Raw genomic sequence first — 13,994 nt, 5'->3', positions numbered from 1 at the left:
GTTGCCAAAGCGAAGTGTTCAGCGATAATAAAGGGTACGATTGATGAATGGAACCACTCGATGGTTTTTTTTCTGCTTTGAATGCCTTTTTGTCTGACTTTCAGACGAATTACGAGTTAAAACAGATTGTTTTGTTACGAATTTTGTAGTTTAACTATCCATTAATTAACTTAACTATTTTTCGTGCAAAAATTGGCTATATTTGTGCTAACTCTTGTTTAACTGCTTACTAACCGCTGTGAGATACCGAAGATTTCTATGTTGTCAAAATTTCGTTATGAACTCCCTAGTCGTAGTGGCGATGTTCGCCATTTAGGTTGCCTTATCGGGGCGGCTGGTGCACTTGAATGTGGAGAAATAATACAACGTCATCAAGGGCCTGTTATCATCGTGACACGTGATATGCAAAATGCATTACGTTTAAGAGATGAAATTCAACAGTTTACAAAACACCCTATAGAGACACTTTCTGACTGGGAAACATTGCCATATGACAATTTCTCCCCTCATCAGGAAATTATTTCTCATCGTTTATCGACACTATACCGCTTATCCAGTTTACAAAAAGGCGCGTTAATTCTTCCCGTCAATACACTGATGCAAAAAGTCTGTCCTGCTGACTTTTTAACTAGTCATGCCTTAGTGATGGCAAAAGGTGACAAACTTTCTCGAGATAACTTACGTAATGAGCTCGATAACGCTGGTTATCGCCATGTAGAACAAGTTTTAGAGCATGGTGAATATGCCACTCGTGGCGCTTTACTCGATTTATTTCCTATGGGAAGCTCATTGCCTTTTCGTATTGATTTCTTCGATGATGAAATTGATAGCTTGCGAACTTTTGACGTTGACTCGCAACGAACACTCGAAGAAGTAGAACAAATCAATTTACTGCCAGCTCATGAGTTTCCGACCGATAAAGACGCTATTGAACGTTTTCGCAGCCAATGGCGCGAGCGCTTTGAGGTTCGCCGTGATCCAGAGCATATTTATCAGCAGGTCAGTAAGAATACCTTACCGACAGGTATAGAGTATTGGCAGCCTTTATTCTTCCCGCAGCCACTACCATCGTTATTTGAGTATTTACCGCCATCAAGTTTAATTGTTTCGCAGAGCTTACAAGAAGCGGCTGAACGCTTTCAGGTTGATACTCAGCAGCGGTATGAAAGCCGCGGTGTCGACCCAATGCGCCCATTGCTCCCACCTTCAGAGCTATGGCTAACTGTTGAACAACTTAATCAATCGTTAAAAAAATGGCCTCGTATTCAATTATCACCCGAGTCTCTGCCCAAAAAAGCGGCAAATACCAATTTAGATTACCTGCCATTGCCAGATATCAGCACACAGGGGCAAAGTAAAACACCGCTCGAAAAATTGCGGCAGTTTACTGAACAATTTGATGGAACCATTGTTTTTTCTGTGGAAAGTGAAGGCCGGCGTGAAACTGTTACCGAGCTCTTAGCACGTTTAAAAATTCGCCCTGATATTATTCAAAGCTATACTCACCCTACTGACAGCCGATTTGCCATCACAATTGGGCCCGCTGAACATGGTTTTATTCAATCCGATATCCATAGGGTATTAATTTGCGAAAGCGATTTACTTGGGGAGCGTGTTGTTCGCCGCCGAACAGATAGTCGCCGCACCATTAATACCGATACCCTCATTCGCAATTTAGCTGAATTACGCCCTGGGCAGCCCGTTGTTCATATTGAACATGGTGTAGGTCGTTATCAAGGTTTGATTACGTTAGAAGCAGGTGGTATTAAAGCTGAATATTTAATTTTAACCTATGCGGGCAATGATAAACTGTATGTTCCAGTTTCTTCACTCCATTTAATTAGCCGTTATGCGGGTGGGGCTGATGAAAACGCCCCATTGCATAAATTAGGTAGTGATAGCTGGGGGCGAGCCCGTCAGAAAGCTGCAGAAAAAGTGCGCGATGTCGCGGCTGAACTTCTTGATATCTATGCACAACGTGCGGCTAAAGCTGGCTTTGCATTCAAGCATGATAAACAGCAATACCAAGAATTTTGCCAAGGCTTTCCTTTCGAAACGACACCTGACCAAGAAGTCGCTATCAATGCCGTTCTCAGCGATATGTGCCAACCCTTAGCCATGGACCGATTGGTTTGTGGCGATGTAGGCTTTGGTAAAACCGAAGTGGCAATGCGAGCCGCATTCCTAGCGATTAATAATAACAAGCAAGTTGCCGTTTTAGTGCCTACGACACTACTTGCCCAACAGCATTACGATAATTTTAAAGATAGGTTTGCTAACTGGCCTGTCCGCATCGAAATGTTATCACGCTTTAAAACAGCGAAAGAGCAACAACAAATTATTGCACAAACTGCTGAAGGTAAAGTTGATATTCTAATTGGTACCCATAAGTTACTGCAAAGCGACTTAGTATGGAAAGATTTAGGCTTACTCGTCGTCGATGAAGAGCACCGCTTTGGTGTCCGTCATAAAGAACGCATCAAAGCCATGCGTGCAGACGTTGATATCTTAACACTGACAGCCACACCGATCCCTCGTACTCTCAACATGGCCATGAGTGGCATGCGTGATTTATCGATTATCGCCACACCACCTGCTCGCCGTTTGGCTGTGAAAACCTTTGTTCGCCAATATGATGACTTAGTTGTCCGTGAAGCAATTTTACGGGAAACCTTACGTGGTGGCCAAGTTTATTACCTCTACAATGATGTTGAAAATATTGAAAAGGCAAAAGCACGCCTCGAAGAATTAGTCCCTGAGGCACGTTTTGTTGTTGGACATGGTCAAATGCGTGAACGTGAATTAGAGCGCGTCATGACGGATTTCCATCATCAACGTTTTAATGTATTGATATGCACTACAATTATTGAAACGGGTATTGATATACCAACAGCGAATACTATTATTATTGAGCGTGCTGACCATTTCGGGTTAGCTCAACTCCACCAACTGCGTGGCCGAGTAGGACGTTCTCACCACCAAGCTTATGCATACTTGCTCACACCACATCCAAAAGCGATGACCACTGATGCTCATAAACGCCTTGAAGCCATTTCTTCACTGGAAGATTTAGGTGCTGGGTTTGCTCTAGCAACTCACGATTTGGAAATTCGCGGTGCAGGTGAATTACTTGGTGAAGATCAAAGTGGCCAAATGACCACGATTGGTTTTACCCTCTATATGGAACTGCTAGAAAGTGCTGTTGATGCGCTAAAAGAGGGGCGCGAACCTTCATTGGAAGATTTAACTAGCCAACAAACTGAAGTTGAATTACGCATGCCTGTTCTACTGCCAGACGACTATATTCACGATGTGAACATTCGCTTATCTTTCTATAAACGAATAGCCAGTGCAAAAAACAGTCAAGAACTCGACGAGTTACGGACAGAGCTAATCGACCGCTTTGGTAGTTTACCTGACGCAGGTAAATTCCTGTTAGCCAACGCAGCTATTCGATTACAAGCGCAATCCCTTGGCATTAAACGTATTGAAGCCCATGAAAAAGGTGGTTTTATTGAATTTGGTGATAAAAATAAAGTTGACCCAAGTTTTTTAATCAGCTTATTGCAAAACCAGCCACAAACTTATCGCTTAGATGGCCCTGTTCGACTAAAATTTTTCCATGATTTAACAGAAAGAGCCTCTCGACTAGAATTTATTAAGCAATTACTTATCGGGTTTGAAGAACACCAAATTATCTAAGTTTAAAGCTGTAAAATGATAAAAGGCTACTATCGTGTAGCCTTTTATCTCTATAATTTTTATATAATTATTATTCCATAAAACCAAATGTATTTTTATTCGGTTGCAGCTCTAAGACCGCTGATGAGTTTCTGGTGATTGGTAATTCATTTTGCTGCAAACAATAAAATGGTAATAGTTCTTTTATATCACTGCGTATGGTTTCGCATACTGAGTTAGATGATGTTAGCACTAAGCGTCCTTTGTCATCCAAAGGAATAAACATTGATGGCTCGTAGGATGTTCTAACTTTTCCAATCGTTTTGCCAATTTGATATACGACGTCATATCCAACAATAACTAATTCCATTTTTTGTGTGTTAACACAGGTTTGATTTTGCATATCAAACAGAGATGGAAAGCCTTTCCCTTGTAATGCTTCAATCATGAAAATCATTTTGCATTCGCTTTGTGCAGGATGAAACCGAGAAAGAGATTGTTGGTTAAACGTGCCTAAAACTCCTGTTACAGTACAATTTTGGTACTCAACAAGGCGATTAGCTTTGATCGGCTCAACAGATAACACTGTCGCCAATTTCGTTTCAGGTTCTTGGTTGAGTAAAGTCACGAGCAATACAATAATGAATGCCACTACAGTTGCTAATAACAACTTAAATTTTAGCTTCATTGTATTAACCCTTATTAAAATATGCCGCATCTATTGTAACCACAATCTAAAATAATTCGATAATTACGTACTATTTGTATTGTTTTTTGGAATTATCTTAATTTATCATCAAAACAAATATTTATTATAACTGTGTTAGAAACCACAAACTTCACCATTAGTGCAACCTCACATATCCCCTCAATTGAATGCATTGTTTTATGATTAATAATCAATAAGATAGAAAATATAATTTCCATGGTAACTTTTCGTTATATAAATACACTTATACTTAAATTATTTTAAACTTAAGGTAAGCTAAATTATATTGACTCAATTTATATTAATTTTTAGGCTTTAATTTCATTTAAATACAATATATAAGTAATAGTGGCAATATAATCGATATTTAATCTCTTAAATTTGATCTAAATAGTTTTTCCAAGTAATATTTAACATAAATAAGCCTTGACAGATTTAGCTAATATACTTTATTAGCATACATATTTATCATTATAAAATACAAAAAATAATGCACCTGTTATATAAATACACAGGTGCACGGCGCTAATAAAATCCGATTAAACAAGTAACTACTCGTAGATTAATGTAGTTTTAACTTTGGTCGAATAATTCTGTTAATACTACCAACAAGCATCATTAGCCCTGTTTTAATGTAACCATGTAATGCAATTTGGTGCATACGGTATAAAGAGATGTACACAAAACGCGCAATACGCCCTTCGACCATCATATCCCCACGCATTAAATTTCCCATTAAGCTACCAACGGTACTAAAGCGAGATAGTGAAACTAATGAGCCATGGTCTTTATATACATACTCTTTTAAAGGTTTGCCTTTCATTAAAGCGACAATATTGTCATAACAAAGGCTGGCCATTTGGTGGGCTGACTGTGCTCTTGGTGGAACAACCCCCCCTTCCGGCTTAGCACAAGATGCGCAATCGCCAATAGCAAAAATCATATCATCACGAGATGTTTGTAATGTCGGCTTTACCACTAATTGGTTAATACGATTTGTTTCTAATCCCGCGATATCTTTCATGAAATCAGGTGCTTTAATTCCTGCCGCCCAAACCATTAGGTCTGCATGAATTTTACCATCTTCTTTCGTATTCAAGCCATCTGCATCAGCGCTGGTTACCATAGTTTTCGTCAATACATTCACACCTAACTTATTCAGTTCTTGGTGTGCGGCACTTGAAATTCGCGGAGGTAAAGCGGGTAGGATACGTTCGCCTGCTTCAACTAATGTGACATTCAGTGCATCCGTATCTAACCCTTTAAAACCATAACTCGTTAGTTGCTCAACCGCATTATAGAGTTCTGCTGATAACTCAACCCCCGTAGCTCCACCGCCAACAATGGCAATATTAACGCTCTCTTCTGCGTTATCGCGTACTGAATAACGTAAAAATAGATTTAACATTTCATCGTGAAAACGGTGCGCTTGGTGTGGGTTATCTAAGAAAATGCAATGTTCTTTAACACCAGGTGTACCAAAATCATTCGAAGTACTGCCTAATGCCATGACTAAAATATCGTACTCAAGCTCACGCAAAGGAACTAATAATTCACCATGCTTATCATAAAGTTCACCGAGAACGACTGTTTTATTTTCACGGTCAATATTTGTTAGTGAACCCAGTTGGAAATTGAACGCATTATGGCGAGCATGAGCCAGATAGCTTATCGCATCGACGCCATCATCTAACGAACCTGTCGCAACTTCATGCAATAACGGTTTCCATAAATGGCTCGGGTTGCGGTCAACCAACGTAATTTGTGCGCGTTTCTTGCGGCCCAACTTACGGCCTAAACGCGTTGCTAGTTCTAATCCACCAGCGCCACCGCCTACAACGATGATTTTGGGTTGAGATAAGGTCATAAATCCCTCGAAACAAAATATATTAATGTTATTTAAGATTTCTCATCTAGAAAAGCCTTATATAACAATAATTAGGCACAGCTCCTTCCATACCAACTAGAATATCATGAGTGGTCTATTGGTAATACCAAATATTGATTCATATCAATTTAGTTGATTATTATGACTACGATCACATTCGTCAAATCATTTTTTCTACCAAACGAATCGAGTCAGCTTTTTGGTATTTATATCAATCAATCGTTTAAATCCATGAAAATCGTAATGATAATGAGAATTATTATTCTATCATTTTTTTATTTGTTGCGCATAATCAATTACCCTCCACTCATTTTCAGCATACATCTAAATAAAGCACAAAAAAAACTCCAAGGATGATAAACACCCTCAGAGTTTTTCATGAAATATTAAATTTTATTATTTAATTTTCTTGATACGCACATCAGTTGGAACTGAAACTGGTGAGTTATCTTTAAAGTATTGCATTAACGCTTCGTTGTCTGGCAGGCTATAAACACGGTCTTTACCTTGATTAAAGGCAGAGAAGCGGCTACCACCAGTTGCTAAGAATTCATTTGCAGCAACACGATAGCTTTTATTCATGTCTAACGGCTTACCGTTTAATTTCATTGATTTTTGAATAACCTTGTCACCCACTGGACGGCTGTCATCCCACTCGTAGTAAAAACCTTTAGAAACAGGCATAACTTGTGGACGAGCACGATCCCATTGTTGTTCAAGTGCTTGCTTGATTTGAGCACCTGTCAGTGATTGTGTGACAACCACATTAGAGAACGGTTGTACCGTGAAGATATCACCATAAGTCAATTCCCCTGCTTTCATGTCAGCGCGAATACCGCCACTGTTCATAAATGCAATTTGTGCACCGCCCGCTTCTTTACTGGAGGCTGCATATAATTGACCATCTGCAATAATCTTACCTAGGGTAGAATCCCCTGCCGGTAATAATTTTTTATCCACGTTAGCCGTCAAAGACCCCATCACTTGCTGTGAAATAGGTAAGGCAATTTTTTCGTATTTTTGTACGAAGGTGGTTAACTCAGGGTTTTTCTCATAACGGCTAGTTTCAACAGGGATATTTTTTGCATTGATGCTAACAATATCTTTCGTATTTCTATCAATCTCAATATTTAATTGAGACAATAAAGTCCCATTAGATTGAGCAGAAATTACTGTCATTCCATTGATTTCACAATTATAAGCTTGGTGTGTATGACCACTAACGACAAAGTCTACATTAGTATCTAACTGTTTAACGATATCAACAATTGGGCCTTTGATATTATCACAACGATTAATATCTTTAACTTTAGTGTCAACTTGTTGTGTTGCGCCTTCATGGATCAAAACACCGATACTATTAATACCCTGTGCTTTTAATAACTTAACTTGGTTATTGATAGTTTCAACTTCATTTTTGAATTCTAACCCTGCAGTTCCACTTGGCGTTACGATAGCTGGTGTACCTTCTAACGTTAAACCAATAAACGCCATTGGAATGCCATCAAACTCTTTAATAAAGTAAGATGGGAACAGAGTTTCACCTGTTTCTTTAACAATAACGTTAGCGGCTAAGTAGTTAAAGTCAGCACCCGCAAAGGAATCTTTACCCACACAACCTGCGGTTGGGTGGCAGCCACCGTTTTGTTTTCTCAGCAGCTCTTCTTTACCCTTATCAAACTCATGGTTACCAACTGCGCTAGTTTCCATACCAATCGCGCTTAGTGCTTCAATTGTGGGTTCATCATAGAACATTGATGACAGTAATGGGCTAGCCCCTACTAAGTCACCAGCACCAACAACGATAGTTTTATCGTTTTGCGCTCTTAATTGATTAACCAGTGTTGCAATTGACTCAATCCCACCTAATTTACCATCCCCCGGAGCTTGTAAAGCACCATGGAAATCATTAATACCTATGACTTGTACTTTTACGGTATCCGTATTTTTGGGGGCACAACCCGCCAAGAGTGCACCAGAGATAAGCAGTGTGAGTAATCCAATTTTATGTTTCATTTATCCTACCTTTTTTAATCTTTTTCAACTATCGACTACATTTTAAAACGGTAAGTCGTTGTCATTGATCCAGATAACGAATGTGCACGACGTGAGTGCCCATCATATAATTTTGGCGTTGTGTAGTCGTTTTCTTGCTGGTGGTGCCAACCCAGACCGCCACTTAATGACACGGATAGATTCTCAGTTGGTTTCCAATAGCTAAACAGACCAAATTGACCTTGTTTTAATCTTTCACCTTCATATTTAAATTCTGAATAGTTGGTACGGGCACCAACAGACAGTTCTTTGCTAATACGATATTCAGCCGCCATTGCAATCATGGTTTCGCCATCACGTACGTAGTCGATATCTGCATAAGCTGGGGAGTTAAAACGGCCACGCGTGTTACCAATTGGGTTACGCGCAAATTGTCCGACACCGTTCGCTTTTTTCGCTTGGGTGTAAGTTAAGCCTGTGCTTAGCGTCCAAGGCGATTCAGGGATACGCCATTCTGCCGTTCCTGCATAGTGCCAAGCACGTTTATCAAAGTTACGTTTTCCTTTGGCATCATTTTTCTCAGTGCGCTTACCGTCACTACCATATTCATGGTTATAAATCTGCGTACCTAAAGTGACATCTGAAGTCAGTTTATATTTCGCTTCTAAACCTTGTTGACGGAATAAATCATCGGCTTGACCATAGAAATAATAAACTTTCAATGGCTTAGTATTGTAGTTAATTCCACCCGTGATGACATGATTAACATTGTGTCGAACACCGTTAGCATCAGTAAAATACATGGCATCAATATTTGGGCTATCACGACGCATAACTTTTTTATCGAGATATAATAAATCCAAACTCCAATCACTGATCGCAGTATTCGTGTAGTAACCGCTATAGCTGTTCAATGATAAACGCTGTGAATTCGTGAAAATACCCGTATTTTTCAGTGTAAACCAACCTGCTTTGGCATTAAATTTCACTGGCTCAAGGTCTAGTTTCACTTTTGCATAACGTTGACCAATTTTATTGTACCCTTTCGCATGGCCATCATCATTATATAAAATTGCACGGGAGGCGAAGTCTTTACTTGCGCCTAACTTGATACCACCATAATAGGAAGCGTCAAAACCAATGACATCAGCGAAATAACCTGATTTGAAATCCGCTTGAAAGTTTTGACCCCAAGCATTCGCAACTTGTTTTCTATAACGGTTTTCGTCTTTATCAAAACGGTTTTCTGTTTTTAAGTATTTCCACATGTTACGGGTTGACAGCTCTAGCTCCGAATCCGCAATGAATGAATTTTCCTTGATAGAATCTTCCCAGTTACTGGCATTTGCCATTGCTACAGCTAAATAGCAAGGAGAAAGCATTAATAACGCAATATTTTTAACTTTCATTGGAATTAACCTAGTTAATGATTATTTGAATTAATTTTATGCTGTGCCATGTTTCCATGAACAACAAAACACCATTTTTATTTTTAGCTTAATAAAATAATTTCACTTAAAGACAAACAGATACATCCATTTCAAACACATAAGTCATTTTTTAAAAAATTTAATACAGTATTCGTCTGCATTTGTGTTTACTTATTTCTATGAATAGAGGTATCCCTTATAGGGATCACATAAATATATTATTTAATCGATAATGACATGATACCCACATCACGCGTTTATTTAGCTTAAGGTTTAAGTAATGACGCTGCACTTACCCATTAAAAAATAATTATCACTCTATTTCTTATCCATTTTTTTATGACAAAAGATGCCCCTGAGAAATAATCATCTCAAATAAATTTAAATATTTAACTTAAAATACAACTACTAAATTGCTGTTTTTTTAATTGATTACTTATCACTCTAAATTGTCATAAATCTTTCATAATACGAATGCTATCGTAATTTTATGTCAATTAAAACGATCGCTGTCACAACACGTTACATCAGTTGCATTAAACTACCTATCAATAGTGATATTGGTCACAATTTGTCTTGAGGGGTTCTTAGGGTATAACTCTTTCATTTGGATAGTATTTAATAAGTAATTCATTTATATCTGGTTAAAACACGGATTTAAATGGATATTTGTAATCAGCTTGATACATACAAAGACTCATGAATAAAATATAACCTAATAAAATTTCACATATAAATACATATTGCTGATAGGTGTATAACCAATCCATGAATGTTTTATTTAATTCCTCATAGACGAAAACATTATTCCCCACCATTCAATTTCAATTAAGTAACATTTGACTAAATGATAAGCATGATTTAGTGATTAAATGCCTTTAACTCATCTTATGTTTCATTTATTTAAATTTATCTTAACTTTTGACGGTAATCGATTTCATGATTAAAAGTATCATAATCATATTTAACAACCCCAACCAAATAAAAAAGCAGACCATAATTCAAATTTATAGTCATTTATTTTAAATAAACTAAAAATTCAATTCATAACAAATATAATCATCAATATTTTCATTTTTTTATTTCAAAAAATAATTTTCAAAATGACTATTGAAATAAAAGATTCTCTAGTTATTTTTAATAGTAAAATAAGTATTGATTCACTTTATCTAAAGTAATTTAAAATAACATTGAGATTAACTGTGCAAATATTAATAAAGTTACGGGTAACTTTTACTACGAGGAATACTTTTATTATTCTATTATGCATAATCATGAGCTTTGTGATATGCATTGATACAAAAAAGAAAGGCCAGTAAATAAAATACTGGCCTTTTAGATATCATTGAAATTATTCGCGATATTCTTGCCAACGTGAGTGCAAGTCAACCAGTTGACGATGACTTTCTTTCCAACGCCCAACTGCTTGTAATTCTGTTAAGCTATATTGTCGACCACTATGATATAGCTTAGAAGCTTGGCTATCATGTTGTTTTGGTAAATTATCTAAAACACTGACTGCACCTTCACGGTTATTACAGACTAAAATCATGTCACACCCAGCATTCAATGAAGCCTGTGCTCTCTCGGGATAACTTCCCATAATAGCCGCACCTTCCATCGATAAATCATCAGAGAAAATAACCCCCTGAAACCCAAGTTGCTCTCTCAATACTGATTTTAACCAAAATGGCGAGCCACTCGCCGGACGATCATCAGCTTGAGTATAAATAACATGGGCAGGCATAACCGCATCGAGTAGCTCTCGTTGAATAAAATCTTTAAATATCAACATGTCTTTACCACGGATCTTCTCTAAAGCGCGGTCATCGCGTGGTGTTTCTTTGTGTGAGTCAGCTTTCACGGCGCCATGACCAGGAAAGTGTTTTCCTGTTGTTTTCATTCCTGCACTGCGCATGCCTTTAATAAAACGCTCCGCCATAACCATCGCAATTTCAGGGTCTTCGTGGAATGAGCGTTCGCCTATCGCAATACTTTGATGGCCAAGATCCAGAACAGGTGCGAAACTGATATCAATATCCATGGCTATCATCTCTGATGCCATTAACCAGCCCGCTTCTTCAGCAAGCTTGGCACCATCCATTTCACTATTAAGCGCGGCAAATGCCTGAGCTGAAGGCAATGCCGTAAAACCATCACGGAAACGTTGTACTCGACCACCTTCTTGGTCAACGGCTATCAGCAACCGATGTCTTGATGCATCACGAATTTGGCGAACAAGCTCTCGTAATTGCGCTGCATCATGAAAGTTACGGGTAAATAATATTAATCCGCCCACGGATGGGTGAGCTAATATTTCGCGCTCTTCGTTGTCCAATTCATAACCCTGAACATCTAGCATTATAGGGCCCATAACATGCCTCACTTATTCAACTAATTATCTCAATTCGATACTGTTTTCTGATAGCTTTCAGCCATCAACCTAATAAACCAAAATATTGTCGTAATGACTGTGAGTGTAACAAAAAGTCAGATGACTGGCTTTCATTCCACTGCACTTCATACCACATTAATGTCATATATTTTACCCAAGGTGCCCATGATTGACAGCTTTTCGCCAATTGCTGTTTGTCACGATAAGCACCGTGAATATCACAATATTGCGTCAAGAAAAAATCTCTCTGAATGTCAGTCAGACCATTAAATTGAAAATAGGTTTCTAAAGAAAAAGCGATATCTGTATTGGCTGCATATTCCCAATCCAATAGCATTAACTGCCCTGTTGCTGTGTGAACAATATTTTTTGCATGAATATCCATATGGGCAGGTGCCAGTTTCAACGTTTTGGGAAAAGCATCAGAGGTAAAATGACGATGTAATTTTTTCCAGCGAGGCGAAAACCTTTTTTTATCAATCAAATAGCCATAATGTGATATTTCATCGCGTAGCTGTAAATGATACCCCAGCAGTGGAGTACGATGTAATTGTGTGACTATATTTGCAAGCTCGCACTGAAAACTCGGTAACAGAAAATTATTATTATCAGGGTGTTGCCCTTCACACCACCCTAATAATAACCATTGCGCATTTCGACCAATCACTTTAGGAGTAAATGAATAAGCACGTAATTGCTGTAATACCCGCGCTTCTTTCTTTCGGTCAACGTACAAAGCAGTTTGTGCATTTCCATCAGCGCGCGCGATAAGCTTTATTTCACTACCAGATAAGGGACATTGCAGCAAAAAGCTTCCACCTGATAGCCCGGTTAGCGAAGATATTTTCCAATCATGTACAGGGATTGTCGGAAAACACAACGCTAACAGCCGAAAAAGCGACTGCGGGTTACTCAATATTGTGCTTTCCCGTCCAAATAATTTCACCTGTTTGCACTTCCATCAATTGCATTTCAAGGCTTCTTTCTTTGTTGGAACCTGACATCACGCTGTAGATCACATACTCTGCTTGAACATAACGCCCTAACCCTATCGCTTTGCTGCGGGTTACTAAGCTATCTTCTTGTGATAAACCGAGTGTTTTACGTGCAGAACTTACCACACTGGCAGGAACAACGTTAAAGCGATTCGTATTTTCAACCGCGGTTGTCATGACTGATGTCACAGCCTGTACAGGTAGTGAGCCGTTCGTATTATTTTTCACTGAGTCAACTAACAATACTTTGCCACTTTCTACCCCATCCGCACTCACCATTTGATTAACTAAAGGCGTAATGGAAGCTGACCAATCTATTGTTTGTTGTTTTGGTGGAGTTGGCACAACATCAACGGGTGGTGGAGTCACTTCCGGTTGTTTTTCAGGCTCTACGGGCACTATCGGGGGTTGTGTACCTGGTTGTTGAGGTGGATATGAAGGGCACCCAGCCAAAATTAATGTCGCGGCAGCAACCATTAAGATGCGTTTCATTATTATTCTCCGGCCTTTGGCGATAAAAATACATGAACACGTACATTTGTTGCACGTGGAGAGGAAGTCACGGCACGAACTTTCACAACAGAATTCGCTGCAATTTGCTGATGCATAATATTTGAAGTGTCTACTTTTAACCCTTGCTGATCATACCAATATAAACGATAAGCAATGTTCACCACTTCAGATTGTGAATTACTCATATTGATCGTGGCGATAGTTTGGTGATTTTCATTACCTATCACTGGGTTTTCGACAATGACTCCTTGTGCAAGTACTGCAGGCTCCATAATGATGCGCTGTTGCTCATTAAAAGCCAGTCCTTGTGTCTTTTTAAATACGCAACCACTTAGCAACACGGTTACTAAAGCAAGTAATGCAATACGGTTCATTGTCGACCCCTATA

Annotated in this window: 9 protein-coding genes; 1 reads left to right on the top strand and 8 read right to left on the bottom strand. The window is 38.6% G+C overall.

Going from position 1 to position 13,994, the window contains the following annotated elements; genetic code table 11:
* Positions 1 to 258: 258 nt before the first annotated feature.
* On the top strand, positions 259 to 3,702 hold the full coding sequence (mfd, locus tag PSF09_RS18720) for a transcription-repair coupling factor (RefSeq protein WP_272664691.1): 3,444 nt from the start codon (positions 259 to 261) through the stop codon (positions 3,700 to 3,702).
* 70 nt (positions 3,703 to 3,772) lie between these two features.
* Here mfd and umoD read toward each other — a convergent pair whose 3' ends face one another.
* The 8 genes from umoD to PSF09_RS18680 form a co-directional block, all read right to left on the bottom strand.
* The gene (umoD, locus tag PSF09_RS18715; protein WP_210837775.1) at positions 3,773 to 4,369 is read right to left on the bottom strand and encodes a UmoD family flagellar biogenesis regulator; all 597 of its coding nucleotides are present in this window, start codon (positions 4,367 to 4,369) and stop codon (positions 3,773 to 3,775) included.
* Positions 4,370 to 4,952: 583 nt separating this feature from the next.
* Positions 4,953 to 6,257, bottom strand: a complete 1,305-nt coding sequence (locus PSF09_RS18710; RefSeq protein WP_272664690.1) for an NAD(P)/FAD-dependent oxidoreductase — start codon at positions 6,255 to 6,257, stop codon at positions 4,953 to 4,955.
* A gap of 417 nt (positions 6,258 to 6,674) precedes the next feature.
* Positions 6,675 to 8,294 (bottom strand): bifunctional metallophosphatase/5'-nucleotidase, encoded by a 1,620-nt coding sequence (locus PSF09_RS18705; RefSeq protein ID WP_110731989.1) that lies wholly within the window; start codon positions 8,292 to 8,294, stop codon positions 6,675 to 6,677.
* A 35-nt stretch (positions 8,295 to 8,329) separates the two neighbouring features.
* On the bottom strand, positions 8,330 to 9,682 hold the full coding sequence (locus PSF09_RS18700; protein ID WP_210837779.1) for an OprD family outer membrane porin: 1,353 nt from the start codon (positions 9,680 to 9,682) through the stop codon (positions 8,330 to 8,332).
* 1,372 nt (positions 9,683 to 11,054) lie between these two features.
* Positions 11,055 to 12,077 carry a beta-N-acetylhexosaminidase gene (gene nagZ, locus PSF09_RS18695; RefSeq protein ID WP_272664689.1) on the bottom strand — a complete coding sequence of 341 codons (1,023 nt, stop codon included), beginning with the start codon at positions 12,075 to 12,077 and terminating at the stop codon, positions 11,055 to 11,057.
* Between the two features lie 64 nt (positions 12,078 to 12,141).
* Positions 12,142 to 13,044, bottom strand: a complete 903-nt coding sequence (locus PSF09_RS18690) for a phosphotransferase (protein WP_272664688.1) — start codon at positions 13,042 to 13,044, stop codon at positions 12,142 to 12,144.
* Complete coding sequence (gene lpoB / locus PSF09_RS18685) at positions 13,007 to 13,585, bottom strand: penicillin-binding protein activator LpoB (RefSeq protein WP_272684299.1); 579 nt, start codon at positions 13,583 to 13,585, stop codon at positions 13,007 to 13,009. Before lpoB ends, PSF09_RS18690 begins: the two co-directional genes overlap by 38 nt.
* A 2-nt stretch (positions 13,586 to 13,587) precedes the next feature.
* A complete protein-coding gene (locus tag PSF09_RS18680) occupies positions 13,588 to 13,980 on the bottom strand; it encodes a YcfL family protein (RefSeq protein WP_210836217.1) in 393 nt (130 codons plus the stop codon).
* Positions 13,981 to 13,994 lie beyond the last annotated feature (14 nt).

Source organism: Providencia sp. PROV141 (assembly GCF_028481645.1).
GTDB lineage: Bacteria > Pseudomonadota > Gammaproteobacteria > Enterobacterales > Enterobacteriaceae > Providencia > Providencia rettgeri.
This window is presented reverse-complemented; position numbering and strand designations above follow the sequence as displayed.